Origin of the sequence: Streptomyces bauhiniae, assembly GCF_004784475.1 — a bacterium.
Lineage (GTDB): Bacteria > Actinomycetota > Actinomycetes > Streptomycetales > Streptomycetaceae > Streptomyces > Streptomyces seoulensis.
This window is the reverse complement of record NZ_SRRT01000006.1, coordinates 399,065-423,924: the sequence shown is the minus strand read 5'-3', so window position 1 is coordinate 423,924 and position 24,860 is coordinate 399,065. Positions and strand designations below refer to the sequence as shown.

General features: G+C 71.2%; 26 protein-coding genes and 1 pseudogene. 13 read left to right on the top strand and 14 right to left on the bottom strand.

Annotation, left to right across the window (positions count from 1 at the left end):
- Nucleotides 1-36: 36 nt before the first annotated feature.
- The 3 genes from E5083_RS21735 to E5083_RS21725 are packed head-to-tail and all read right to left on the bottom strand — an operon-like array spanning nucleotide 37 to nucleotide 2,845.
- Nucleotides 37-711 (bottom strand): response regulator, encoded by a 675-nt coding sequence (locus E5083_RS21735; RefSeq protein WP_135787363.1) that lies wholly within the window; start codon nucleotides 709-711, stop codon nucleotides 37-39.
- Complete coding sequence (locus tag E5083_RS21730) at nucleotides 708-1,964, bottom strand: sensor histidine kinase (protein ID WP_135787362.1); 1,257 nt, start codon at nucleotides 1,962-1,964, stop codon at nucleotides 708-710. Before E5083_RS21730 ends, E5083_RS21735 begins: the two co-directional genes overlap by 4 nt.
- The gene (locus E5083_RS21725; RefSeq protein ID WP_135787361.1) at nucleotides 1,964-2,845 is read right to left on the bottom strand and encodes a CPBP family intramembrane glutamic endopeptidase; all 882 of its coding nucleotides are present in this window, start codon (nucleotides 2,843-2,845) and stop codon (nucleotides 1,964-1,966) included. Before E5083_RS21725 ends, E5083_RS21730 begins: the two co-directional genes overlap by 1 nt.
- A gap of 138 nt (nucleotides 2,846-2,983) precedes the next feature.
- Here E5083_RS21725 and E5083_RS21720 point away from each other — a divergent pair, with 138 nt between their 5' ends.
- Entirely contained in the window at nucleotides 2,984-3,481 is a 498-nt protein-coding gene (locus tag E5083_RS21720) for an SRPBCC family protein (RefSeq protein ID WP_167513598.1), read from the top strand.
- Entirely contained in the window at nucleotides 3,478-4,353 is an 876-nt protein-coding gene (locus tag E5083_RS21715; protein ID WP_135787359.1) for a LysR family transcriptional regulator, read from the top strand. Before E5083_RS21720 ends, E5083_RS21715 begins: the two co-directional genes overlap by 4 nt.
- 11 nt (nucleotides 4,354-4,364) lie before the next feature.
- Here E5083_RS21715 and E5083_RS21710 read toward each other — a convergent pair whose 3' ends face one another.
- The gene (locus tag E5083_RS21710) at nucleotides 4,365-5,114 is read right to left on the bottom strand and encodes an oxidoreductase (RefSeq protein WP_135787358.1); all 750 of its coding nucleotides are present in this window, start codon (nucleotides 5,112-5,114) and stop codon (nucleotides 4,365-4,367) included.
- A gap of 199 nt (nucleotides 5,115-5,313) precedes the next feature.
- Here E5083_RS21710 and E5083_RS21705 point away from each other — a divergent pair, with 199 nt between their 5' ends.
- Complete coding sequence (locus E5083_RS21705) at nucleotides 5,314-5,964, top strand: hypothetical protein (RefSeq protein WP_135787357.1); 651 nt, start codon at nucleotides 5,314-5,316, stop codon at nucleotides 5,962-5,964.
- Here E5083_RS21705 and E5083_RS21700 read toward each other — a convergent pair.
- Nucleotides 5,957-6,388 carry a hypothetical protein gene (locus E5083_RS21700; RefSeq protein ID WP_135787356.1) on the bottom strand — a complete coding sequence of 144 codons (432 nt, stop codon included), beginning with the start codon at nucleotides 6,386-6,388 and terminating at the stop codon, nucleotides 5,957-5,959. The two genes, E5083_RS21705 and E5083_RS21700, sit on opposite strands and share 8 nt — an antisense overlap.
- Nucleotides 6,389-6,512: 124 nt before the next feature.
- On the opposite strand from E5083_RS21700, the gene E5083_RS21695 reads away from it, so the two are divergent.
- Both E5083_RS21695 and E5083_RS21690 read left to right on the top strand, forming a co-directional pair.
- Nucleotides 6,513-7,391: a helix-turn-helix domain-containing protein gene (locus tag E5083_RS21695; RefSeq protein WP_135787527.1), complete on the top strand. Its 879-nt coding sequence runs from the start codon at nucleotides 6,513-6,515 to the stop codon at nucleotides 7,389-7,391.
- Nucleotides 7,351-7,593 (top strand): DUF397 domain-containing protein, encoded by a 243-nt coding sequence (locus tag E5083_RS21690; protein ID WP_135787355.1) that lies wholly within the window; start codon nucleotides 7,351-7,353, stop codon nucleotides 7,591-7,593. The genes E5083_RS21695 and E5083_RS21690 overlap by 41 nt, the downstream gene beginning before the upstream one ends.
- On the opposite strand, the gene E5083_RS21685 is transcribed toward E5083_RS21690, so the two are convergent.
- Together E5083_RS21685 and E5083_RS21680 are read right to left on the bottom strand one after the other, a co-directional pair.
- The gene (locus E5083_RS21685; protein WP_135787354.1) at nucleotides 7,571-7,762 is read right to left on the bottom strand and encodes a hypothetical protein; all 192 of its coding nucleotides are present in this window, start codon (nucleotides 7,760-7,762) and stop codon (nucleotides 7,571-7,573) included. The two genes, E5083_RS21690 and E5083_RS21685, sit on opposite strands and share 23 nt — an antisense overlap.
- Before the next feature lie 91 nt (nucleotides 7,763-7,853).
- Nucleotides 7,854-9,137, bottom strand: a complete 1,284-nt coding sequence (locus tag E5083_RS21680; protein ID WP_135787353.1) for an adenylosuccinate synthase — start codon at nucleotides 9,135-9,137, stop codon at nucleotides 7,854-7,856.
- 196 nt (nucleotides 9,138-9,333) lie between these two features.
- Here E5083_RS21680 and E5083_RS21675 point away from each other — a divergent pair, with 196 nt between their 5' ends.
- Nucleotides 9,334-10,125, top strand: a complete 792-nt coding sequence (locus tag E5083_RS21675; RefSeq protein WP_135787352.1) for a diacylglycerol kinase family protein — start codon at nucleotides 9,334-9,336, stop codon at nucleotides 10,123-10,125.
- Nucleotide 10,126: 1 nt separating this feature from the next.
- On the opposite strand, the gene E5083_RS21670 is transcribed toward E5083_RS21675, so the two are convergent.
- Nucleotides 10,127-10,735: a Uma2 family endonuclease gene (locus E5083_RS21670; protein WP_135787351.1), complete on the bottom strand. Its 609-nt coding sequence runs from the start codon at nucleotides 10,733-10,735 to the stop codon at nucleotides 10,127-10,129.
- Between the two features lie 86 nt (nucleotides 10,736-10,821).
- The gene (locus tag E5083_RS21665) at nucleotides 10,822-11,328 is read right to left on the bottom strand and encodes a GbsR/MarR family transcriptional regulator (RefSeq protein WP_135787350.1); all 507 of its coding nucleotides are present in this window, start codon (nucleotides 11,326-11,328) and stop codon (nucleotides 10,822-10,824) included.
- Between the two features lie 74 nt (nucleotides 11,329-11,402).
- On the opposite strand from E5083_RS21665, the gene E5083_RS21660 reads away from it, so the two are divergent.
- Both E5083_RS21660 and E5083_RS21655 read left to right on the top strand, forming a co-directional pair.
- On the top strand, nucleotides 11,403-12,299 hold the full coding sequence (locus E5083_RS21660; RefSeq protein ID WP_135787349.1) for an ABC transporter ATP-binding protein: 897 nt from the start codon (nucleotides 11,403-11,405) through the stop codon (nucleotides 12,297-12,299).
- Nucleotides 12,299-13,855, top strand: a complete 1,557-nt coding sequence (locus E5083_RS21655; RefSeq protein ID WP_135787348.1) for an ABC transporter permease — start codon at nucleotides 12,299-12,301, stop codon at nucleotides 13,853-13,855. Before E5083_RS21660 ends, E5083_RS21655 begins: the two co-directional genes overlap by 1 nt.
- Nucleotides 13,856-15,275: 1,420 nt before the next feature.
- Here the strand turns inward: E5083_RS21655 and E5083_RS21650 are convergent.
- A complete protein-coding gene (locus E5083_RS21650; RefSeq protein WP_244317599.1) occupies nucleotides 15,276-15,704 on the bottom strand; it encodes a DUF5959 family protein in 429 nt (142 codons plus the stop codon).
- 780 nt (nucleotides 15,705-16,484) lie between these two features.
- On the opposite strand from E5083_RS21650, the gene E5083_RS21640 reads away from it, so the two are divergent.
- The 3 genes from E5083_RS21640 to E5083_RS21630 all read left to right on the top strand — a co-directional run bounded on the left by E5083_RS21640 (nucleotide 16,485) and on the right by E5083_RS21630 (nucleotide 18,398).
- The gene (locus E5083_RS21640; RefSeq protein WP_135787345.1) at nucleotides 16,485-17,159 is read left to right on the top strand and encodes a DUF4097 family beta strand repeat-containing protein; all 675 of its coding nucleotides are present in this window, start codon (nucleotides 16,485-16,487) and stop codon (nucleotides 17,157-17,159) included.
- A 45-nt stretch (nucleotides 17,160-17,204) separates the two neighbouring features.
- Nucleotides 17,205-17,720, top strand: coding sequence for a GNAT family N-acetyltransferase (locus E5083_RS21635; RefSeq protein WP_135787344.1), 516 nt, complete (start codon nucleotides 17,205-17,207; stop codon nucleotides 17,718-17,720).
- A gap of 123 nt (nucleotides 17,721-17,843) precedes the next feature.
- Entirely contained in the window at nucleotides 17,844-18,398 is a 555-nt protein-coding gene (locus E5083_RS21630; protein ID WP_244317598.1) for a class I SAM-dependent methyltransferase, read from the top strand.
- Here the strand turns inward: E5083_RS21630 and E5083_RS21625 are convergent.
- Nucleotides 18,378-19,586 (bottom strand): cytochrome P450, encoded by a 1,209-nt coding sequence (locus tag E5083_RS21625; protein ID WP_135787342.1) that lies wholly within the window; start codon nucleotides 19,584-19,586, stop codon nucleotides 18,378-18,380. The two genes, E5083_RS21630 and E5083_RS21625, sit on opposite strands and share 21 nt — an antisense overlap.
- Nucleotides 19,587-19,696: 110 nt before the next feature.
- Here E5083_RS21625 and E5083_RS21620 point away from each other — a divergent pair, with 110 nt between their 5' ends.
- The gene (locus tag E5083_RS21620; RefSeq protein WP_135787341.1) at nucleotides 19,697-19,918 is read left to right on the top strand and encodes a DUF7489 domain-containing protein; all 222 of its coding nucleotides are present in this window, start codon (nucleotides 19,697-19,699) and stop codon (nucleotides 19,916-19,918) included.
- Between the two features lie 2 nt (nucleotides 19,919-19,920).
- Here the strand turns inward: E5083_RS21620 and E5083_RS21615 are convergent, their stop codons facing one another.
- From E5083_RS21615 to E5083_RS21605, 3 genes are all read right to left on the bottom strand, one after another.
- On the bottom strand, nucleotides 19,921-20,814 hold the full coding sequence (locus E5083_RS21615; RefSeq protein WP_135787340.1) for an alpha/beta hydrolase: 894 nt from the start codon (nucleotides 20,812-20,814) through the stop codon (nucleotides 19,921-19,923).
- 183 nt (nucleotides 20,815-20,997) lie between these two features.
- Nucleotides 20,998-22,191, bottom strand: coding sequence for a kynureninase (gene kynU / locus E5083_RS21610; protein ID WP_135787339.1), 1,194 nt, complete (start codon nucleotides 22,189-22,191; stop codon nucleotides 20,998-21,000).
- On the bottom strand, nucleotides 22,184-23,044 hold the full coding sequence (locus E5083_RS21605; RefSeq protein ID WP_135787338.1) for a tryptophan 2,3-dioxygenase family protein: 861 nt from the start codon (nucleotides 23,042-23,044) through the stop codon (nucleotides 22,184-22,186). Before E5083_RS21605 ends, kynU begins: the two co-directional genes overlap by 8 nt.
- Before the next feature lie 389 nt (nucleotides 23,045-23,433).
- On the opposite strand from E5083_RS21605, the pseudogene E5083_RS21600 reads away from it, so the two are divergent.
- Nucleotides 23,434-24,860 (top strand): annotated as a pseudogene (locus E5083_RS21600) (glycosyltransferase family 39 protein).

The following is a 24,860-nucleotide window of genomic DNA, read 5'->3' as shown; positions in this document are numbered from 1 at the left end:
CCCCGACTACCCGGGTACCGCCGGTACCTGGCTACGTCACTGGTCGGGCAGCGCCACCACCCTGTTCTGGTAGGCCCAGACGACCGCCTGGAGGCGTGAGGACGCGCCGAGCTTGGGCAGCATCCGGGCGAGGTGGGACTTCACCGTCGAGGCTTCGATGTGCAGTTCGGCCGCGATGTCGCTGTTGCTCATGCCCTGGGCGAGCAGCCGCAGGATGTCGAGTTCGCGCAGGGTGAGGATGCCGTCGGCGGCCGTGCCGGGCCGCACGGTGACGGGTTGCGGCGCACGGCGTACGGCGAAGGCGCGCAGGACGCGCCGGGTCAGTCCCTGGTCGATCAGGCCGCGCCCGAGCGCGACCTCACGGATGGCGTGGGCGATGACGTCCGGGTCGGAGTCCTTGAGCAGGAACCCCGCGGCCCCGGCCTCCAGCGCACCGAAGACGTATTCGTCCAGGTCGAAGGTGGTGAGCATGAGCACCTCGACCGGGTCGTGCTGTACGGCGCGCGCGACCTCCACGCCGTTCATGCGGGGCATGCGGATGTCGAGGCACGCCACGTCCGGGCCGAGCTGCCGGATCATCCGCAGCGCCTCCGCACCGTCCTCGGCGACGCCGACGACCTCGATGCCGTCCTCGGCGGCGAGGAGCGCGGCGAGCCCCTTGCGTACGAGCGGCTGGTCGTCGGCGATCACCACCCGGATGCCCGTGTTCACGGCCGTACCCCTTCCGTCGGCAGCCGTTCGCGCGGCAGCTCCAGCGTGACCTGCCAGCCCCCGCCGGGCGTCGGCCCGTAGTCGACGCTCGCCCCCACGAGGGCGGCCCGCTCCCGCATGCCGATCAGGCCGAAGCCCCCTCCGCCGGACGCGGGGACGGGACCCGGAGCGCGGTCGTTGCGCACGGTGAGGGCGACGCGGTCGGCGCCGGTGCCGTCGAGCGTGACGGAGCAGCGCGCGCCGGGGGCGTGCAGGGCCGCGTTCGCCAGGGCTTCCTGGACCATGTGGTAGCCGACCACCTGCGCGAGCGCGGAGACCCCGGCGCCCGGATCGGCACCGTCCGGCCGGACGGTGAGGCCGATGCCGGGACCGTCCGGGTGCCGCCGTGGTGCGAGCAGGTCGGGGATGGCCCGGAGGGAGCGGTCGGCGAGCGGGGCCATGTCGTCGTCGCGCAGCAGCCCCACCATGCGGCGGAGGTCGGCGAGGACGGCCATGCTCTGGGCGCGGATGTCGTGCGCCGACTCCCGAGCGGCGGGCCGGTCGTCGACCTGCCGTTGCAGGGCGGCCGCGAGCATGGCGATGCCGGAGAGGTGGTGGGCGGCGATGTCGTGCAGGTCGCGGGCGAGGGCGAGGCGCTCGGCGGCGATGGCCGAGGCGACCAGGGCTTCCTTCTCGCCGGTCAGCGCGGCGATCTCCCGCTCGTGGGCCGCGCGCACCGCACGCCGGCCGACGACGACCAGGGCGATGAGCATCGGCACCCCGACCACGATCAGCCCCTGCCCGGCGCCCAGGCCCAGCGCGCCGAGCGGCCCGGCGGTGCCGGAGCGTACGGCGTTCACGGCGGTGGCGGCCGTGACCCCGGCGAACAGCGCCGCTGCCGCCTGGTTCCGGAGCCGGTGGCCGGTCGTCACGGCGAGCAGATAGGCGGCGGCGATCTCGGGCACGGCGGTCACGCTGACCAGGTCGCCCGGCGCGACCCCGGCGAGCAGTACGGCGGCGAGGAGGACAACCCCCGCACTGGTACGGGGTGTTCGCGCGCTCGCGGCGACCGCGCCGGACTGCACCGCCACGGCGGCGAGGATCGCGCACCACGCTGCGGAGCCGACGGCGGGCACGGCGGACGGGCTGCCTGGCGGGCCCGCGACGGGCGGCACCGCCAGCAGGATCGCGAGGCCGAGGACGAGGCAGCAGACCCCCGCGACCACGGCGCCGCTGAGCGCTTCCCGCCCGGCCGTGCTCGGCGAAGTGGTCATCACCGGGAGTGTAGGGGAGCCGCGTGGCGCTCGGCCGGGACCGACGGCCGCTCCACCGCCGGCCGTCCGAGCCGGCCCCGCGTGACCGCGATGATCGCCAGCGCGGCCACCACGGACCCCACGGACATGACCGGAATGGCGACACCGGCGAGGCTGGGGAAGAGGTCCGGCCAGAGCACGGAGACGAAGGTGTTGACGCTGACGTGCATGAGCATCGACAGGGGCAGCGACTCGTTCGTGCGGTTGAACATCCACGACATCACGACGTTGAACGACACGCAGAACACGGTGAACGCGAGCAGCCCGGCCCAGCCCCGGTTGCCCTCCGCCCAGTCCGTGAGGAAGAGCGGGTAGTGCCAGACCGCCCACACCGGTCCGAGGATCGCGGCGGACTTCAGCGGCGAGTACCGCTGCTGGAGCCGGCTCAGGGCGAAGTCGCGCCAGCCGGGCTCCTCGGCGAGCCCGGTGGTGACCAACTGGAGGACGAGCACCGGGAGATACGCGCCGAGCAGGGTCGGAGCGGCGATCCGGCCGCCCGCGAAGACGGCCCCGACGACCAGCAGTCCGGCGGGCACGGCCAGCAGCGCGACGGCGTACCACCGCGCGCCGACCCGCCACCGGAACAGCCGCCCGGCCCAGGCGCGCAGCCCGGCACGGCCGTCGGTGACGGCGGTGACGATCAGGGCCGAGCCGATCGGGCCGAGGTACGCGCCGGGCAGCACCCCGAGCAGTTGGGTGGTCCCGAGAACGGCCGGATAGTCGGTATCGATGACGCCCAGCCCTTGGTTGGAGAGGACGTAGTTCAGCCAGCCCAGCCAGCTCAGCGCGCAGGCGAGCGTGAAGAAGGCGGTCAGTGGATGCGATCGGATGAGCGAGGACATGCGCGCGTCCCTCCCGGACGGTGACGACTGACCATCCGACGGTAGGAATCGCCCCACCCCGCCTTCGAGCCCCGTTCTGCCGAACCTCACCGCCTGCACCTTTCGATGCAACAACGACTCTCTCCCGAAGGGCTCCCCATGCCGGACCTGATGGAACTGTCCGAACTGCGAGCGCGGCGCGAGCGGTGGATCGACGCGCCCCCGCAGACCGTGTACGACCTGATCACCGACGTGGCGGCATCCGCCGCGTGGACCCCCGATCTGGTCTCCGCGCAGTACGAGACCGAGGGCGTGCCGCAGGTGGGCTCCTGGTTCACCGCCGTCAACGCCGATGTACGGCACGACCACGAGTGGGTGACGCGGTCACGCGTCCACGCGGCCGAGGCGGGGCGCGAGTTCGCCTGGTACGTCGTCGTCCAGGGCGTGGACGCCACGCTGTGGCACTACCGCCTCCGGCCCCGCGACGGAGGCACCCTCGTGACCGAAAGCTGGCAGGTCGAACACCTCTTCCCGGTCATGGGCACGAGCCGGGAGGAACTCCTCGCCCTGAAGGCGCACAACACGGCGGGCATGGAGGCGACCCTGAACGCCCTCGCCGACGCGGCCACCGCCCGCCACACCCGGAGCCCCCGATGAGTCTGCGGCAGTTCGAGTACGCGTTGGCCGTTGCCGAGGAAGGGTCCGTCACGGCGGCGGCCGAGCGGTTGCGGGTGGCTCAGCCGTCTATGTCTCAGCAGATCAGGGGGTTGGAGCGGGAGCTTGGGGTGGAGTTGTTCGCTCGGACGCCGAGCGGGCTGACGCCGACCGTGGTGGGGCGGGCGTTTTTGCGGGAGGCGCAGGTTGCTGTGAGTGCGGCGCGGCGGGCTGCGGCGACCGCGCGGGCCGGGGCGGCCGAGTTGGTGGGGGAGCTGACCGTCGCTGTGCAGATGGGGTTCGGGACGCGGCAGCTTCCCGGGGCGCTCGGGGCGCTGCGCAGCCGGTATCCCCGGCTGGAGGTCAGCCTTTCCGAGGAGCCCAGTTCCGCCGAGCTGGACCGGCTGTGTCGGCGGGGTGTGCTGGACCTGGCCCTGATGGCTAAGTGCGACCGGACTCCGGCGGATGCGCACCGCCTCGGGGAGGAGGAGTTTGTCGTGGTGCTGCCCGCCGACAGCCCTCAACTCGCTCACCCCCGCATCGAGTTGCGTGACCTCAAAGGCGAGCCCTGGGTCCGGTTCGACCGGGACAGCGCGCTGGACGGTGTCCTCGTGGAGGCGCTGCGGGAGACCGACCCGGAGCCCGGCACCGTCGCGCGCGTGTCCCAGACCGCGACCGCCGTCCGCTGGGCCGCGCAGGGACTCGGCGCCACCCTCGTCCCCGCCTCGGCCGTCCCGGAGAGCCACCAGCACCTCGCGCGCCCGGTGTCCCCCGCCGTGGCCCAGCCTGTCATCGCCGTGGTCCGGAATCCGGCCGGCCCGGCCGAGACGGCCCTGCTGGAATTCCTCCGCCAGGAGAATTGGTCCGGCACCTGACGAAAAAGAATTCAGCCCCGAGGGAATTCCCCACCGTCGATCACGAAATTGCTTCCGGTCACCCAGCTCGCCTGATCCGACACCAGGAACAACACCGCCCGGGCAATGTCGTCCGGCACCCCGTCCCGCCCCAGCGGTACGAGGGACACCTCCCCGCCCTGCGAAGGGTCCAGCCGAGCCCACTGCTCCCGCGTCGCCTCCCCGCCGGGCGTCGTCACCCGCCCCGGCGTGACCGTGTTGACCCGCACCCCGGCCGGCGCCAGCTCGGCCGCCAGCCCCCTGCTGTAGTTCTCCAGCCCGGCCTTGGCCACCGTGTAGTGCAGGAACGGCGGGAACGCGACCGGCACGGCGGCGGACGAGACATGCACGATCGCCCCCGACCCCCGCTCCCGCATCCCCGGCGCCAGCAGGGCGTCCAGCCGCACCGAGGCCAGCAGGTTCAGGTTCAGCGTCTCCAGCCACACCTCCTCCGGGATGCCGAGCGCGGACTCGTACGGGCTCGCCCCGCCCGCGTTGTGGACCAGGATGTCCACCCCGCCGAGCACGTCCACAGCGGCCGCCGCCAGCTCCTGGGCCCCCTCCCGGCTCCGCACGTCGGCCGCGACGAAGGACGCCCCCTCCGGCACCGTCCCCGCCGCCGAGCGCGCCGTGGTGAGCACCTCCGCACCCTCGTCCAGCAGCCGCCGCACGATCCCCGCCCCGATCCCCCGCGACCCCCCGGTGACCAGCGCCCGCTTCCCCTTGACATTCTCGGTCGCCATTTCAGCTTTCCTCTCCTCGGCAATTCACGAAGATCTCTCCTCGAGTCGCTTCACCGTAGGCCCGGAAAAGAAGGGGAATCAAAGACCGAATAACAGCAGGGGCCATAGGGCTTTCCTATGGCCCGCCGTACGGACTACGCTGCCTGGTCCACCCGTGTGCGAGGAGACCCCCCGCAACGGACGATGCGAGGAGTCCTTCTTGGCCTGTGACCTGTGGCTGGTGCCGCTCGTGGATGTGCTGTGCCACACGCCGGACAACCCGTTCGCCGAGGAACTGGCCGTCTACAACGACGCGTTGGCCGCCGCCGGGCTCCCCCCGGTCCCGGTCTACCAGTACATGCCGGGGCTGAACGGCGAGGTCGCCCCCGTCGCGGGATTCGACTACGACGCGCTGCACTTCCTGCGCCGCGCCCATCTCCTCCAGCTCTGCGGCCTCCCCGTCACCCCTGTGGGGGAACTCGGCGGCGATTACGAGCAGTTGCTCGAAATGTTCGAGACAACCGCCCAGCAGTCCCACCTGGTCTGGCACTACGACCACGCCGGCGCGTACGTCCCGCTCGACTTCGCCCAGCCCCTCTCCAACGACGAACTCCTCGCCGGTGGCGGCCCCTTGGGCTCGTCCCACGCGCTGCTACGGGAGCTGGAGCAGGTCGCCCCGGCCCTCGGCATCGACCCGGCCAACCCGCCCGCCGCCCCGGCGCCCCCCTCGGCCCCCACCGAGCTGGAGGAGCCCGCCGTCCCGGCGCCCTACGACCCGAGCCCCTTCGCCCGCGAACGGCACGTCTGGCTCGGCCTGCACGCCGCCGCGACCCGCTCCCTCGCCCAGGGCTCGATGATCGTCTTCAGTTGAGCTGGTGCGGCTGCGGCGGCCCCTGGCTCCCGTCCAGCAGCGCCGCCCGCAGCAGCAGCGTGTGCACGAACCGGTCCGGCGCGGTCGGGGGAAAACGCCAGCCCAGCGGCCAGGTCTGCCCGTCCAGCGCCGGGACCGGGATGTAACTCACCCGGTACGGGCCACTGGTCAGCCGGGTGACCTCGGCGGGCCAGGAGTGATGGGCCGTACTCCCCGGCGCGACCAGGAAGTACACGCACCTGCGCCCACTCCCCGACTCGACCACCGGCCCCGGATCACCCCCGGTCATCCGCGCCATCCGGTCCGCGATGTCGCGGCCCCGGTCGCCGTCCAGCCGTACCGCGTCGAACTGCACTCCGGCCCTGCGCAGTTGGATGCCCATGGCGGGAACCCATTGGATGCCCGCGTGACTTTGCGTATTCATGCAATCAGTTTCGGCACGCGACGCTACGGTTTCCATGACTCTCCGTCGACCCATCAGAACGGTCGGGAGTCGGGGGCAATCGTTGAAGACCGGTTGAGTTCGGTTGAGTCCAGGGGTGATCGCAATGGCGCGAGCGGCGAACAAGATGGCGGCGAGCGGAACGGCGCGCATGATCGCCAAGTTCGCGAAGGCCCGACGCGAGCAGATGGGTCTGACACAGGAGGAGTTGGGCCGTCTCATCGGCTACACCGCGTCCGCGATCAGCGCGATGGAGACATGCGCGCAGCCCGCGAGCGACAAGATGCTGATGGAACTTGAGCGGGTGCTCGGGGATGGCATGGGCATCTTCGAGATGGCCCGCAAGTTCATCCTGATGGACAAGTACCCGGCGCAGTTCCAGGACTTCGCCCTCATGGAGGCGGAGGCGGTCTCGCTGTCCTCCTACGAGACGTACGTCATCGCTGGCCTGTTCCAGACGGAGACCTATGCGCGTGCGCTGATCGGCGGCGGTTCCCCTGCGCTTCCGAAGGCCGAGGTGGACGAGCTGGTCGAAGCCCGCATCGCACGGCGGACGCTCTTCGACCGCACCAACCCAACGCCTCTGATCGAGACGGTCCTTGACGAGTCCGCCCTTCTTCGTACGATCGGAAGCCGGGACATCATGCGCGAGCAGTTGTACGCTCTCGCCGAGGATGCTGAGCGGGACAACGTGAGCCTGCAAGTGCTGCGCCTAAACCGAGGAGCGAAGGGCGCTCACGCGGGCACCTTCGGTGACATGACACTGGTCACGACTAGCGAACACCACCACGTGGTCTACCTGGAGGCTCACGACGAGAGCGTACTGGTCAGCGATCCCGTTAAGGTGGCGCGTCTAACCCACCGGTATGCGAAGATCCGATCACAGGCTCTGAGCCCCGACGACTCGGTGAGCCTCATCCGGAAGTTGGCGGGAGAAGCGCGAAATGACCAGCACCCTGCGGTGGTTCAAGTCGAGCTACAGTGACGGCGGCGGCGGCAACTGCATCGAGACCGCGTACACCTGGCACAAGTCCTCGTACAGCAACGCCAGCGGTGGCAACTGCATCGAAGTCGCTTCCTGCACCAGCACCATCCACGTCCGTGACTCCAAGCGGCCCGACGGCCCCCTCCTCGCCGTAACCCCCACCGCGTGGACCACCTTCCTCACGGACGCGCGACGAGGCTGATCTCCGGCGGCCACAGCACGCCCGAGCCCATCAACAGGGACGGGCCGAGATGGAGCGGGCACACCGGCAACGACGACCGGTTGTGCCGCCGTACCTCGAACACCGCGGGGTCCCCGCACTCGGACACCTCGCCGTAGGGCCCCCCGCACATCTCCCGGTCGCTGCTCATGTGGCAATTCCACCGCGCCGGAACGCGGAACGCCCGCCGAACGCGCCCATAGGGCGGACCGGCGGGCGTTCCCACGTACAGACGGCGTGACCTAGAGGAACGAGTTGATCTCGATCGTCTCGTCACGGCCGGGGCCGACACCGATCGCGGAGATCGGCGCGCCGGACATCTCCTCCAGCGCCTTCACGTAGTTCTGCGCGTTCTTCGGCAGGTCGGAGAAGGACTTCGCCTTGGTGATGTCCTCGGACCAGCCCGGCAGCGTCTCGTAGATCGGCTTCGCGTGGTGGAAGTCGCTCTGGGAGTACGGGAGTTCCTCGACCCGCTTGCCGTCGATCTCGTAGGCGACGCAGACCGGGATCTCCTCCCAGCCGGTGAGCACGTCGAGCTTGGTGAGGAAGAAGTCGGTGAGGCCGTTGACGCGGGTCGCGTAGCGGGCGATCACCGCGTCGAACCAGCCGCAGCGGCGGTCGCGGCCGGTGGTGACACCGCGCTCGCCACCGATGCGGCGCAGCGCCTCGCCGTCCTCGTCGAACAGCTCGGTCGGGAACGGACCGGCGCCGACACGCGTGGTGTACGCCTTGAGGATGCCGATGACCCGGCTGATCTTCGTCGGACCCACGCCCGCGCCGGTGCAGGCACCGCCGGCGGTCGGGTTGGAGGAGGTGACGAAGGGGTACGTGCCGTGGTCGATGTCGAGCAGGGTGCCCTGACCGCCCTCGAACAGCACGACCTTGTCGTCCTCCAGCGCCTGGTTGAGCACCAGGACGGTGTCGGCGACGTACGGCTTGAGCTGCTCCGCGTAGCCCAGCAGCTCTTCGACCACCTGGTCGGCGGCGATGGCGCGACGGTTGTACAGCTTGGTGAGCATCTGGTTCTTGACGTCGAGCGCCGCCTCGACCTTCTGGGTCAGGATCGACTCGTCGTAGAGGTCCTGGACCCGGATGCCGACGCGGTTGATCTTGTCGGCGTAGGTCGGGCCGATGCCCCGGCCGGTGGTGCCGATCTTCCGCTTGCCGAGGAAGCGCTCCGCGACCTTGTCCATGCTGACGTGGTACGGCGTGATGATGTGCGCGTTACCGCTGATCAGGAGCTTCGACGTGTCGACGCCGCGCTCGTTCAGACCGCTCAGCTCGGAGAGCAGGACCGACGGGTCGACGACGACGCCGTTGCCGATGACCGGCGTACAGGAGGGCGAGAGGATTCCGGAGGGGAGGAGGTGGAGCGCGTACTTCTGGTCGCCCACGACGACCGTGTGGCCGGCGTTGTTGCCGCCCTGATAGCGCACTACATAGTCCACCGAGCCACCGAGCAGGTCGGTCGCCTTCCCCTTGCCCTCGTCACCCCACTGAGCACCGAGCAGCACAAGTGCGGGCACGCGCGTACACCCCTTCCGGGCGGGGCATGTCCATGGTCGGGGTGTGGGCGTATGGTTCATCGCCGCTTACCACCGCGACCGTCTTTGGCCGCACGACCGTCGGACCGGATGCCCCGGAATAGACGAAGCCCCTGGCGCAATAGCGCAAGGGGCTCTTGCACAAAGATGCTACCCGAGGAAGCGAGGCAGGACCGAGGTGGCGACTTCCGCGACGTCCGATCAGCTCCTTGTGATCATCGATCCGATGGCCCGGCACACGGACGGGGAGTCCGTGCGGATAGCGAAAGACGTGCTCAGCGCGGGTGCGGCGGCGAAGGTGTGCCTGCCGGACGGGCCGGAGGAATTCGCCCGCGCGCTGGGGCGGCGCGGGTCGCGGCGGCCGGTGGTCGTCGGGGACGATCGAGCGCTTGTTCGAGCGGTGGGGTTGCTGCACCGGCATCGCGAGCTGGCCGGATGTGCGCTGTCCGTGGTGCCGGTGGGGTCGGCGGGGCTGGCCCGTTCGCTGGGGGTCCCTGGGGGTCCGGTCGCCTCCGCGCGGGCGGTGCTGGAGGGGGTTTCGCGTCAACTGGACCTCCTGGTGGACGACAGCGACGGTGTCGTCCTCGGCTCGCTGGGCATACCGCCCGCGTCCGTCCCGGCGGAACCGGTCGCCGCCGGGCCCGGCCCCTGGCTCCGCACCCTGGTCCGCACGCTCGCCGCCCGGCCTGCGCGGCTCCGGGTGGAGGTCGACGGGGTCACGGTCATCGACCTCGACCGGCCGGTGGAGTCGGTGTCGGTGACGCCGGGGAGGCGGGGGGTGGCGGAGGTGGAGATCCGCCCGGTCTCTTTGGGCGCCGAGTCCGCCCCGCTCCGCTCCTGCGGCCGCACGGTCACCGTGACGGGCGAGGACTTCCACTACCGAGCCGACGCGGAGACCTCCGGTCCGGTGCGGAGGCGGACGTGGCGGGTGGCGGAGGGGGCTTGGGGGTTGGTGGTACCGGGGCCTTGAGTCAGGGGGTGCCGGGTGCCCGCGGGGCCCGGAAGCCGCTGGTGTCCAGCAGGCAGTCGAACGGCTCCGGGATGTAGAGCTTCTCGCCGAACGGCTGGGTGCAGCGCGACTCGTACCCCTTGGCGGAAGGCGTCCACAGGACGGTGGCCCGCTCCTCCTGCATGTCCAGGATCAGGTAGACCGGCACACCCGCCCGGCCGTAGACCTCGACCTTGTCCGTCAGGTCGTCGTCACGGGTGGATGCCGAGGTCAGCTCCGCGACGAACGACAGCGCCTCGCCGTCCAGGCGGTTGCTGACTGTCTCGTACACCTGACTCGGCGCCGCGTGGACGTCCGGCCCGTAGGCGCGCTCGTCCTGCGGAAAGACGTACAGGAACGGGGCGGACCCGATGGTGTGCCCAGCGGGGAGGGCGGGCGTCAACTGCCGGCAGACCAGCTCCATCACCCGGTGGTAGTAACCCTTGGACCACGGCGACAAGACGATGTTCCCCTTGATGATCTCGGCCTTGTAGCCGACAGGCACGACGAGGTCGTCGAGGTCGCTCAGCAACGCCTCGAAGTTCCGGGGCCCGGTGCCGCCTATCGTCGGTCGCTCAGTCATCAACGTCATGATGCGCCCTCCCTGTGACCCAGACCAGCCACGACTCAGCGTAGCCAGTCGCACACATGGAGGTGAACCAGTCGGGGAAACCGGGGTCAGCCCCGGTCGGACGCCTGCTCGCGGTGGCGCCGCCAGCGTTCCATGATTCCCGCGAGGTCCTCCTCGATGAACTCGAAGAACTCGAGGGTGTCGGCGAGCCGGCGGCCGGCGGGGGTTTCGGGGCCGAGGCTGGTGATGCCTTCGCGGAGGGCGTCCTCCCAGCGCTTGATGATGGCTTCGCGGCTGGTGAGGGCCTCGTACCACTGGTCGCTGTGCACGCGGTAGCGCTCGCGGCGTGAACCGGGTTCACGCTCGCGGGAGACCAGGTGGACCTGGGAGAGGTAGCGCACGGCACCGGACACGGCCGCGGGGCTGATTTGGAGAAGTTCCCCCAGCTCCGCCGAGGTGAGCGTCCCCGTGTCGGAGGACAGCAGCGCCGCGAACACCCGCGCCGGCATGCGCGGCACCCCCGCCTCCACCAACTGCGCCGCGAACCGCTCCACGAACCGCGACACCGACTCCGGATCGCGCCCGTCCCCACTCTCCACGCCGGTCTCCGTCATGCCCTCAACCCTAACTCGGATTCATACGCTTCCTTAACTTCACAAATTTCTGAAGGAAGCGTACGTTCGGAATCATGACCAAGGCAATCACGGTCTCGGGGCTGCACAAGTCCTTCGGCCGTACCCACGCCCTGACCGGCCTCGACCTGGAAGTCGAGGCCGGCGAGGTGCACGGCTTCCTCGGCCCCAACGGCGCCGGCAAGTCCACCACCATCCGCGTCCTCCTCGGCCTGCTGCGCGCCGACTCCGGCGCGGCCCAGCTCCTCGGCCGCGACCCGTGGTCCGACGCGGTCGAGATCCACCGCCGTATCGCGTACGTCCCCGGCGACGTGACGCTGTGGCGCGGCCTCTCCGGCGGCGAGGTCATCGACCTCTACGGCCGCTTGCGCGGCGGGCTGGACGCGGGCCGCCGTGCCGAACTGACCGCCCGCTTCGAGCTGGACCCCACGAAGAAGGGCCACACCTACTCCAAGGGCAACCGGCAGAAGGTCGCCCTGGTCGCCGCGTTCGCCTCCGACGTGGACCTGCTGATCCTGGACGAACCGACGTCCGGGCTGGACCCGTTGATGGAGGAGGTCTTCCAGTCGTGCGTCCGCGAGGAACGGGACCGGGGCCGTACCGTCCTGCTCTCCTCGCACATCCTCAGCGAGGTGGAGTCCCTGTGCGACCGGGTCAGCATCGTACGGAAGGGACGCACGGTGGAGAGCGGGTCGCTGGCGGAGCTGCGGCATCTGACGCGGACGAGTGTGCGGGCGGAGGTGGCTTCGGCGGTGTCTTTAGAGGGCCTGGCCGGGGTGCACGACCTGGAGGTGCGGGGGGCTCAGGTGCGGCTTCAGGTGGACACCGCTGAACTGGACTCCGTGCTGCGGGTATTGAGCGCGGCGGGGGTGCGGTCGCTGACGTGTACTCCGCCGACGCTGGAGGAGCTGTTCCTGCGGCACTACGAGGGTGCTGTCGAGGTGGCGGTCTGATGAGTGCGCTGGTGGGGACGGGGGTGTTGTTCCGCTTCGCGCTGCGGCGGGACCGGGTGCTGATTCCGGTGTGGGTCGTTGTCAACGCCCTGATGGTGCTGTCGATGCCGGGGACCCTTAGGGGGCTGTACGCGACGGAGGCGGAACGTTCTGCTCTGCGTTCGCAGATGGCCGGCAACGCTTCGCTCCGGGCCCTGACAGGGCCCCTACTGGACGATTCCCTAGGGGGCCTGACCGCGTGGCGCGTGGGGGTGTACGCGGGGCTCTTGGCCGCCGTGATGAGCCTGCTGATCGTCATCCGGCATACGCGGGACGAGGAGGAGAGCGGACGGCTGGAGGTCATCGCCTCGGGGGCGGTGGGACGGCGGGCGCCGCTGAGTTCCGCGCTGCTGGCTTCTTTGGCGGCGAACGGGGTGCTGGCGGTCGTTCTGGTGGCGGGGCTGGCGTCGCTGGGGGTGGCGGGTGCGCTTGCCCTGGGGCTGGGTGTCGGCCTGGTCGGGCTGGTCTTCGCGTCGGCGGCTGCGGTGGCGGCTCAACTGACGCAGAGTGCGCGGCTGGCGCGGGGTCTGACGTCGGGGCTGCTGGGGGCGGCGTTCGTACTCCGTGCGGCGGGTGATTCTGCCTCTTCCTGGCTGACGTGGGCGTCGCCGCTGGGGTGGCTGGAGAAGGTGCGGCCGTACGCGGGGGAACGGTGGTGGGTGCTGGGGCTGTTGGCGGTGGCCTGCGTGGGGCAGGGCTTGCTGGCGTACGCCCTGGCCGGCCGCCGGGACCTGGGCATGAGCTTCCTCCCCACCCGGCCGGGCCCCGCCGTGGGCCGCCTGAGCAGCGCGGGCGCCCTGGCGTGGCGCCTCCAGCGGGCTTCCCTGCTCGGCTGGAGCATCGGCTTCTTCCTGGCGGGGGTGGTGTACGGCAGCCTGACCTCCGGTGCGGCGGACCTGGTGGCGGGGAACTCGGGGGCGCGGGAGGTCCTGGAGCGGATGGGGGGCGCTGCGGGGGTCACGGACACGTTCCTCTCGGCGATGATCAGCATGCTGGGGCTGGTGGCTGGGCTGTACGTGGTGGGAGCAGTCCTCCGCCTCTCCGCGGAGGAGTCCTCCGGCCGAGCCGAACCCTTGCTGGCCTGCGCGGTAAGCCGCCTCCGCTGGGCGGCGGGCCACCTGGCGATCGCCTTCGGCGGTGTGGCCGTCCTGATGCTGCTGGCGGGTCTGGGCTTCTGGGCGGGGTACGGGGAGCGCCCGGGCGCGGTGGTGGGGGCGTGCCTGCTCCAGGTACCGGCGGCGTGGACGCTGGGGGCGGTGACGGTGCTGCTCTACGGGTTCGTCCCTAGGGCGGCGGTGGCGGGATGGGCGGTTGCTGGGGCGGTCCTACTGATCGGCTGGGTCGGCGCGGCCCTGAACGCTCCGGGCTGGCTGCTCGGGGTCTCCCCGTACGACCACCTCCCCAAGCTGCCGGGGGCGGAGATGGCGTGGGGGCCGGTAGGAACGCTGATCGCCCTAACGGCCCTCCTTACGGCTGCGGGCCTCACGGCCCTACACCACCGGGACATGACGGCCTGAGCCCACGCACGGGTGAGGCTCCGACGGGGGTGGGGCGTCACCCGTGCGGGTGATTCCGGTCCAGACTGCCGGGGTTACTGGCCCCGACTCGACTCCCACCACCGGGACCCACCCCAGCGTCGCCGCCACGGAGGTGAGCGAGGCACCATCCCCTGCGGAGCTGAAGAGGGGGGGTGTCGCTGACCGGGGCCAGAGCGGCAGCAGCGGAACTCACGGGGCTGAGCCCACGCACGGGTCAACCTCCGACGAGGACGGGGCCTCACCCGTGCGAGTGATTCCGGGCCGGGGCGGCAGCCCCACCCAACTGAGCCACCAGGGCCCCGACTCTGCCGCCGCATGCGTGTCGCTTGCCCACGGGGCGGCCCACACCGGCGAGATGCAGCCCATGCGTAGCTGCAAGGGGGGCGGCGCCGGGGTGGCCCAGCACCAGCGGCGCTTGACGCCCCGAACGATTCCGACCCAGAACGCCAGGGCTGCCGCCCACGACTCGCCGCCACAGCAGTGGGCCACACCAACGAGACACCATCCGGGCCGTAGCTGACCGGGGGGCTGACCAGGGCGGGGGCGACGGCAACGAGACTCGGCGGCCCGAGCCCACACGCGAGTCAAGCCCCCACGAAGACGCAGCACCACCCGCGCGAGTGATTCCAGACCAGAGCGCCGGGACTACCGCCCGCGACCCGACTCCCACCAGCCGCCGGACACGCCCACGCGTCGCCACCACAGAAGTGGGCCACACCGGCGAGACGCCGTCCCCTGGGCGGAGCTGAGGAGGGGGGCGCTGACCGGGGCCAGAGCGACAGCAGCGGGACTTACCGGGCTGAGTCCACGCGCGGGTCAACCTCCGACGAGGACGGGGCCTCACCCATGCGAGTGATTCCGGGCCGGGGAGACCGGCCTACCCACCGGAGCCCCAGGGGCCCGGCCCCTACCGCTGGCCGGGACCCGCACGCGTGCCGCTGCCACGGAGCTGCAAGGGGGATGGGGTGGCGGTGCCGCCGACCCTGGGCCAACGTCAGCGGGACTTGGCGAGCTGGGACCACGCACGGGTGCCGCTCCGAGACCGGTAGGACCCCACTCGCGCGGGCGATTCCGGCCCAGACCGCCGGGGTCGCCGCCCGCGACTCAACTCCCGCCACCGGGGCCCACCCCAGCGGAGCAGAAGAGCGGGGCCGGGGTGACAGCGGCGGGACTCACCGGGCCGAGCCCACGCACGGGGTCAACCTCCGGCGAGGGCGGGGCTTCACCCGTGCGAGTGATTCCAGTCCGGGGAGACCGGCCTACCCGCCGGAGCCCAGCGGGACCCGCACGCGTGCCGCCGCCACGGGCGAGATGCCCTCCCATCCACGAGGTGCGGCGGTACTGCCGACCCCGGCCGGGGCGTGGGCCAACCTCAGCGGGACTTGGCGGGTCGGCCCGGCTACTCCAGCAGCTTCGGCACCCAGTGGTCCCGTACCTGTCGTAGACGCCGACGGTGATCGTCGATCCAGCCGTCCGGAAGCCCCACGGGCACCCGCACGGTGGCCATGGACCCCGACTCGTCCTCCACTACCACCTCCGGGCAGTCCCGCTCCCCGCTGAGCTGAACTTGGACGGACGCCCCCCTGTCCATATCCATCCAGTGCACGTCCTCCCCGGCGTCCAGCCGGTCCAACGCCTCGGCCCACCTCGCCAACTTGCGCGTACCCAGCCACACGTTGAGCCGCCCCGACACGAAGGGCGTCGCCACAACGATCTCCGCCTTGAGCCCACCGCTCCACGTGGGCTCGACCCCAAGAATGTCGACGCGGACGCTGTTGCCTTCGTCATCGGCGAGACAGATCAGCTCTGTGGGCGGGTCATCGGACACGGCTGGCCTTTCGTGGCGGGCGGTGATCAATCCTCGCGTGACCAGGGGCGCCGTTCATCTGATTTTGCCGGGAGGGAGCTGGGCCGAGACCTGGGGCCACGCCGCAGCGGAGGGCGGCCGGCAGGCGCGGGTGGGCCGGGGGCGCGGGGCGGGAAAGGTGCGGAGGCTCTCCTCGTTCGGGGCGCTTGCCTGCGCCCCGGACACGTAGGGGTGACGCTTCGGCGACGGCAGTGCTTCACTCGTGCGGGTTGATTCCGACCGGGGCTGGGGGGAGCGGGGGGCGTACGTGTTGCTCGGGGTCGTGGGGGAAGCGGAGTTGTTGCGGCGGGCTTCGGGGGCGCGGGTCGTATCGCTTGGGCAGGGGATGGGGTTGCTGCCCGATGCGACGGGGGTGGTGTCGGAGGCGGAGTTGGGCGCGTGGTCGGCCTTGGGGGCCGTGGCTCGGGTGGAGGCGGAGTACTTCGGGGGGCTGGGGGAGCAGTGGGCCACCGTCTGGGAGGGCGGGGAGGTCGTACTGGGGCCTCTGCACTTGCCGGAGGGCGAGGAACTTCCCGCTGAGGGCAGCCCGATTTCCCGTGCGCTGCGGCGACTTGGGGTGGTCGCTGGGGCCGGGGAGGACGAGTTCAGCGCCGTGGGGCTGGGGCGGCACCGGGCGACTGAGGACTGGCTCAACTGACCCGGTTTCCGCCAATTTGGGTGGTGGGATCAAGCCGTTTCGCCTCGGTGGGGGGCGAGGGCTGCTACCTGTGTGGTGGGGGCGGGCGGAATTCAGGGGGACGCATGAAGACCAAACTGTTGCTGGCCGGGACGGCCATCGCGGGGCTCTCACTGAGCGGCTGCGCCATCCAGAACAAGTCGGCGACGGCCGAGTACGGCATCGACACGAAGGTGACCGCGCTGAGCGTGACGACCAAGGGCGGCAACATCGACGTCGTCCCAGGTGACGGCACCGGCGCCCACGTCACGGAGAAGATCCGGTACGCGAACGACAAGCCCCGTACCGAGCACTCCGTGAGCAACGGCAAGCTCACCCTCACCGCCCCCCGCTGCGACGACTGCGGCGTGAACTACACCGTCTCCGTACCGCCGGGCACGACCCTGACCCTGGACACCGCCGGCGGCAACATCACCATCCGCGGGGTCAACGGCGCGACGAAGGCACGAACGGGCGGCGGAAACGTACAGGTCATCGACACCGCCCCCAAGACCCTCTCCGCCCGCACGGACGGCGGAAACATCGAGGCGTCCCTGAAGAAACCCCCAACCACCCTCACCGCGGAAACCGGCGGCGGCAACGTCAAGGTCACCCTCCCCCGCACCCCCTACGCCGTCGACACCACCACCAGCGGCGGCCGCAACACGGTCTCGGTCCCCACCGACCCCGCCTCCCCCCACCACGTGACCATCCGCACCGGCGGCGGAAACATCGACGTCAACCTGGCACCCGACTCGTAAGAGTGGACCTTGCGGTGCCGCCGCCGGGTCACCAAGACTGTGCCGATGCTGATCCGCCGAGAAGCGCCCGCCGACGAACCCGCCGTACGAGCGGTCACCACCGCCGCGTTCGCCAAGCCGGAAAACCCGGACCCCGTAGAGGCCGGCCTCCTCGATCAGTTGCGGACCTGCGGGGCGTGGCTTCCGGAGCTGTCGATGGTCGCGACCGGCGACCAGGGCGAGATCGTCGGCCACGTCGTCTGCACCCGCGGACACGTCGGCACCCACCCGGCCCTCGCACTCGGCCCCCTCAGCGTGCACCCGACGCACCAACACCGCGGCGTCGGCCTGGCGCTCGTCCACTCCGTACTGGGCGCGGCGGACGCAACCAACGAACCCCTCGTCGCCCTCCTCGGCAACCCCGCGTACTACACCCGCTTCGGCTTCCGGCCGAGCACGCGATACGACATCACCCCACCCGACCCCAACTGGGCCGACTACTTCCAGATCCGCACCCTGACCTCATACGAACCGCCCCTACGGGGCACCTTCGCCTACCCAGAGCCGTTCAACAACCTCTGACTTCTCGTCACCGGTGAATTCGAAAAACTCCCGCAATACCCCGCGCCCCCCAATTCCGGAACCCCACGAATTTCCCCACCGGATATCGCGCCGCACGGCATCCCGCAGGGGCCCGGTGCCGAGGTGCTCGGGGAGCCGGGGAGTGCGCTCGATCTGGGGCCGGCCGAGGGGGAGAACGCGGTCTACCTCGCGCGGCGGGGGGTGCGGGTGACCGGGGTGGACTTCTCGGGCGCCCAGGTGGCCCGCGCCCGGCGGTTCTGGTCCGATGTGCCGGGGCTGGAGTTCGTGCACGCCGAGGTCTGCGCGTTTCTCGCGGCCGACTCCCGGCAGTGGGACGCCATTTACTCGACCTGGGGGGCGGTCTGGTTCACCGATCCCGACGTGCTCTTTCCGCTCGTCGCCCAACGCCTCGCTCCAGGCGGCGTGTTCGCCTTCTCCCACCGTGAGCCGATCGTGGGGCAGTACGGCGCGCAGGAGATGGGCGGGCGGTGGCTGGAGGGGCGGTCCGCCGAACTGGTCGTTCACCGGTGGCAGTTCACCGCTCCCCAGTGGGCCGACCTCCTCAAGCGGCACGGCTTCCTCGACGTCCAGGCCGAGGTCGTCCCCGGTCAGGAACCCGGGGAACTCGGCACGCTGATCGTCCGGGGAACCCGGCCCTCAGGCGACGGTCACCTTTAGCTCCTCCAGCCCCCGCATCACGAACCCCGGCTTTCGGGGTGGGGTCGAGGCCAGGGTCAGGGTGGGGGCCTGGGTGAGGAGAGACCTCATGGAGGCGCTCAGTTCCAAGCGGGCCAAGGGGGCGCCGATGCAGTAGTGGGTGCCTGCGCTGAAGGAGATGTGGGGGTTGTCCCTACGGGGCAGGTCCAGGGTCGTCGGGTCGTCGAAGACTTCCTCGTCGCGGTTGGCCGAGCCGAAGAGGAGGGCGAGTTCGGCGCCGCGAGGGATCACCGTGCCGGCGAGTTCGATGTCGTCCAGGACCCAGCGTTCGAAGAGCTGGAGGGGGGTGTCGTAGCGGAGGAGCTCCTCCACAGCCGTGCGGATGAGGGTCAAGTCCGCTCGCAGCAAAGCCAGTTGCTCCGGGTGCTGGAACAGCGCCAGCCAGCCGTTCGTCGTCGCGTTCACCGTCGCCTCGTGGCCCGCGTTCAGCAACAGCACCGCCGTGGAGATCATCTCCTGCTCGGTGAGCCGGTCGTCCTCGTCGTGGGCCGCGATCAGGGCCGAGATCAGGTCGTCCCCAGGGTCCGCGCGGCGCGCCGCGATCAGGCCCCGTAGGTACTCCGAGAACTCCACCGACGCCCGTACCGCCCGCGCCGCCACCTCCGGCGACGGATTCAGCTCGTACATCCCGCAGATGTCCGCCGACCAGGGCCGCAGCGGCGCACGATCCCCCTCCGGGATGCCCAGGAGTTCCGCGATCACCGCGACCGGCAACGGTTCCGCCACGTCGGCCAGCAGATCACCCCCGCCCGCCGCGACCAGGCCGCCCACCAGCGAGTCCGCCAGCCCGTGCACGTACCCCCGCAGCCGCTCCACCGTGCGCGGGGTGAACGCCTTGGAGACCAGGCGCCGGATGCGGGTGTGGTCCGGCGGCTCCAGATCGAGCATGCCGTGATCGTTGAGCGTGTGGAACGGCTCGTGCTCGGGAGGCGGAGCCGTACGCCCGAACTCCTCGTGCGTGAAGCGGTGTTGGTACGTCCGCCCCAGCCGCCGGTCCCGCAGCAGCGCCGACACGTCGGCGTGGTGCGGCACCAGCCACTGGTCCGTCGGCTCGTACCGGATCACCCGCCCGCGTGCCCGCAGCTCGGCGTAGGCCGGGTAGGGGTCGGCGAGGAACTCGGGTGACCAGGGGTCGAAGGTGGTGCCCATGGGGGGACGCTAGTCCGTGCGGGCCCCACCGGGGTAGATGACATGTGTCATCCCCAGGACGTGCCCCTGGGCACTGCCCCTAGGGGACCCCGTCTTCCTAGACTCGCCCCATGTTCAAATCCCGCAAACCCGGACAGGACGACGCCTGGGAAGGCACCGTCACCGACAAGTCGCGCGGCATGCTCGACGGCGCGAACATGTACCACTTCGTCGAACTCCGCCTGGATGGCGGCGAGTCCACGAAGGTACGGATCGGGCGGCAGCTCTGGAAGTCCCTGGCCGTCGGCGACCGCCTGATCAAGCGCCCCGGCGACGACCCGGTCAAGGCGTAGACCTAGAAGGCCAGTTGGGCAATCTCCTCCGCCACCACGGCAGCCGCGTCCGCCGCCGGGTCGATCAGCGGGAAGTGCCCCACGTCCTCCAGCAGCGTCACCCCCACGACCTCCCCCGCCCTGGCCGCCGCGTCCGCGAAGGACTCCGCCACCTCGTAGGGGACATCCCGGTCGGTACGGCCCTGCACCAGGGTTGTGGCGATGCCGGTGGGGAGCAGCAGCGCCGGGTCCGCGTGCGGGACACGCTCCGCGAACGAGTGCTGCCCGCCCAGGAGTTGGCCGACCGCTCCCTCACAGACGTCCAGCTTCTCCGCCAGCCCCAGATCCGCGATCGGCGCCAGCGCCACGACCCCGCGCAACGGCGCCGGCCGGTCCGTACGCCAGGGTGAGTCCGCCGGGAGCACGTGCCGCGCGGCCGCCCACAGCGCCAGGTGGCCGCCCGCCGAGTGCCCGGTGAGGACGATCCGCCGGGCGTCCGCGCTCGGCAGCGCCTCGCGGGCCAGCTCCGGCAGCGCGTCCAGCGCGGCGGCGACGTCGTCGAAGGTCTCCGGCCAGCGGCCCGCCGGGGGTACGGACGCCGGTTCGCCGCCCGTGTTCTGCGCCGGGATGCCGGGCCCGCCGCGCCGGTACTCCACGTTCGCCACGGCGAACCCGCGCCGCGCCAGGAAGTCCGCGAACGGCGTGATGTGCCGCCGGTCGTACCGCGCCCGCCATGCCCCGCCGTGCAGGATCACGACCAGCGGCGCGGAGGCCGCCCCGGTGCGCGGGGCGTAGAAGTCGATCACCTGGTCGGGGTGGTCCCCGTAGGGGGCGCTCGCGTCGGGGTCGACGGGCGGATGGGAGAACGCCGACTCCTCCTCGGCGGCGGCACGGGCTGCGCTTGCGTCCTCCGGCATGCTCCAACCTTCCAGCTACGTAAGGGGTTTGGCGGACCAGGCCAGCGTGGGGATTCGGCCGTTGGCCGGGACGGTATCAGGCCCGTGACGTGCGCGGACACGGGGATGTCACCCAGGGTGAGGCAAAAGGGGGCTGTGCGGAGTTCGTCCCTCCGCACAGCCCCCCGACGCCCCACTACAGCGCTACGCCAGCACCTCGCCGAGCACCCGCGCCGCCCGCTCCGCGTCCGCGAAACCGACGTACAGCGGGGTGAAGCCGAAGCGCAGCACGTCCGGGTGGCGGAAGTCGCCCACCACACCCCGGTCGATCAGCCGCTTCATCACGTCACCGGCGTCCGCGCAGCGCAGCGCGACCTGGCTGCCCCGCTCCTCGTGCCGCAACGGGGTCACGCACTCCACCCGGCCGGGCTCGGTGTACGCGGCCACGCACTCCAGGAAGAAGTCGGTCAGGGTCAGCGACTTCGCCCGTACGGCGTCCACCGAGACCCCGTCCCACACCTCCAGGGCCGCTTCGAGCGCCAGCATGGAGAGGATGTCCGGCGTGCCGACCCGCCCGCGCCGCGCGCCCGGCACCGGGGTGTACTCGGGGTTCATCCCGAAGGGTTCGGCGTGCGAGTTCCAGCCCGGCAGGGGGGAGTCGAAGCGGTCCTGGAGGTCGCTGCGGACGTACAGGTACGCGGGCGAACCGGGGCCGCCGTTCAGGTACTTGTAGGTGCAGCCGACCGCCAGGTCCACCCCGTGCGCGTCCAGGCCGACCGGCAGGGCGCCCGCGCTGTGGCAGAGGTCCCAGACGACCAGCGCGCCGGCGTCGTGCACGGCCGCCGTCAGGGCGGGCAGGTCGTGCAGGCGGCCGGTGCGGTAGTCGACGTGGTTGAGCAGGACGGCCGCCGTGCGGGGGCCGAGGGCGGCGGGGATCTCGGCGGGGGTGAGGGCGCGGAGTGTGCAACCCGTCATTCTTGCCGCCGAGTTGGCGATGTAGCCGTCCGTGGGGAAGGTCGTGGCGTCGACCAGGATCTCTGTCCGGCCCTCCCCGGCCATCCGTACGGCTGCCACAAGTGCCTTGTAGACGTTGACACTCGTGGAGTCCCCGACCACAACTTGCCCTGGCCCGGCGCCGATCAGCGGGGCGATGCGGTCGCCGATCCGCTCCGGCGCGGTCCACCAGCCCGACTCGTCCCAGGAGCGGATGCGCAACTCGCCCCACTGGCGGGTCAGTACGTCCCGCATCCGGTCGGGTACGTGCGCGGGGAGCGCGCCGAGGGAGTTGCCGTCCAGGTACACGCCCTGGTCGAGGACGAACCGGTCGCGTAGTCCGGCGAGCGCGTCGGCCGCGTCCAACTCCTTGGCGCGCAACGCCAGTTCCGTACGGTCAGACATGGGACCTCGCCGTCCACAGCTCGGGGAACACGTTCTTGCGGGCCCGCTTCTCCAGCCAGGCCACTCCGGCGGAGCCGCCGGTGCCGGCCTTCGAGCCCATCGCGCGGCGGGTCGCCACGAGGTGGTCGTTGCGCCATCGCCACACCAGCTCGGCCACGTTCGTCAGGGCTTCCCCTAGGCGGGCGAGGTCGGTGTCGGGGTCACCGGAGTACACGGCCGTCCAGGCGGCCTCGACCTCCCCTACGGGCTCGTACCGCTGGGACACGTCCCGGTTCAGCACCTCGGCGGGGATCGCGTGGCCGCGCCGGGCGAGCAGGCGTACCGCCTCGTCGTACAGGCTCGGCTCGCACAGCGCCTTCTCCAGCTCGGCGTGCGTACGGGGCGTTCCCCGGTGCGGGACGAGCATCGACGCGGACTTGTCGCCGAGCAGGAACTCCATGCGGCGGTACATCGCCGACTGGAACCCTGACCCTTCCCCCAGGGCGGACCTGTACGAGTTGAACTGGGCCGGGGTGAGCTGGGCCAGCGGGCGCCAGGAGGCGTTCAGGGCGTCCAGCTCGCGTACGGAACGCTTCAGCGCGGCGATCGCGGTGGGCACGTCGTCCGAGCGGAGCGCCTTCGCGGCGGTCTCCCACTCGTGCGTGATCACCGTGAACCACAGCTCCATGACCTGGGTCGTGACCAGGAAGACCATCTCTCCGGGGTCGTCGGAGAGGGTGTGCTGAAGGTGGGTGAGCACGTCGGCCCGGACGTAGTCCTCGTACGGCGTCGTACCGGCGAAGTCGAGATGCGGGGTCTCGGGCTCAGCGGCCTCTTCGGCGGCCTGGGAAGGGGGGTGAGCCTGGTGGGACATCGCTGTCTCCTGTTTGCACTCCGGGTAGCGGTCCGCCCCTGCCGATGCCGGCACGGGGGCCCCGGTCCCCACGCTGAATCCTCCGCAATCCCATGGGATACGGCAAGCGGCGACGCTGCGCCGGCCTTGGCGGGGGGGGGTGGGCTCAGCGGGGTGCCGGGCTGATGACCGTAAGCGACCGTTCTCTTCCTGGGTGAGATCACCTAGGGTCGCCCGTGGGGCGTGAGTGACCGTTGGTGTCATGGGGGCACGGGGGATTGCGGGCTCGCGCGTATCGGGGGAGGGGTGCGGGCTGTGCTGTGCGCGTTTTCGGGGGCGGGGTCGTGACCTCGGTGGAGGTCCGGGCGCGACTTACGGGGGTTCCCGTACGGGCCCCTAGGGGTGGGCCCCTGTGGGTCGTGCCAGTGGTGTGGACCGTCGGGCTCGGGCTGTGGGGGCTGTCGCGGGAGAACAGCGTGTGGCGGGACGAGGCGGCTACCTGGCAGGTGGCCCGGCGTTCCACGGCCGACATATGGCATCTGCTCGGGCAGGTCGACGTCGTGCACGGCCTGTACTACCTGCTGATGCACGCCCTCTTCACCTGCTTCGGCGCCGGCACCACCACCCTCCGCCTGCCCTCCGTACTGGCCGTCGCGGTCGCCGCGGGCTGCGTGACGGTCATCGGACAACGCCTTGCCGGGAACTGGGCCGGCCTGGGCGCCGGCATGGCCCTCGGGCTGCTTCCGGCCGTGCAGTTCCACCTCCAGGAGGGCCGGCCGTACGCGCTGGTCATGGCGGGCGCGGCGGTCTCGACGCTGCTGCTGGTCGTACTGCTGGAGCGCCCCGCCTCCTGGCGCTGGGCCGCGTACGGCGTGACGGTACTGCTGGCCGCGCTGCTGAACTGGTTCGCGCTGCTGGTGCTGGTCGCACACGCGGTGACGCTGTGCTGGACGCGGGCCGGGCGGGGTACGTGGGTCCGCTGGGCGTCGGCTGCCGGGGGCGCCGTCGCGGGTACGGCACCGCTGATCCTCTTCAGCCAGGGCCAGTCCGAGCAGATCTCCTGGATACCGCCCCTGACCTGGCACATGCTGATCGGTCCGGCGATCCTGCTGGCGATCGGCACCCTGGGGGCCCTACTGGACCGCCCCCTCCCCGGCAGCCCCTCACTCGCCTCGGTCGCCCTCCCCCTACTGGCGGTCCCCCTCCTGGCCCTGACAGGGATATCCCTGATCAAGCCCCTCTTCCTGGACCGCTACATCCTCTTCGGCCACCTCGGCCTGACCCTCCTGATCGGCACGGCACTGGGCCGGGCGATCACCGCCACGGCCCCCCGCTTCCCGAGGACCGCCCGCCTGATCCTCCCCCTGGCACTCCTGTCGGCCCTGGGCGCCCTCCTCCCCAATCCCTGGCCGAACGCTCCCCCGAGAGCCGCGTCGACGACGTCCTCTCGGCCGCCGACCGGGTTCACCACCTGAAGCACCCCGGCGACGCGGTCCTCTTCATCCCGTCCGCCCGCCGGGACACGGCCCTGGTCTCCCCCGACGCGTTCGCAGGGCTGCGGGACGTAGCGCTGACGGAGACCCCGGTGTCCTCCGGCACCCTCAAGGGCGTGGAATCCGAGCCCGCCGCCATCACGGCCAAGATCCCGCACTGCACCCGAATTCTCCTGGTCACCGACGCGCCAGGCGTGGCCAAGCGGGACTCGGCCCACCGCGACAAGGCCAAGAGGGCCGCCCTGCGGAGGTACTTCACCCCGGTCGCGGACGAGACGGTACGGGGCCGCCGGGTGACGGTGTACGAACGCCTCCCGGACCCCCGTCCGGGGCCCAACCCCTAG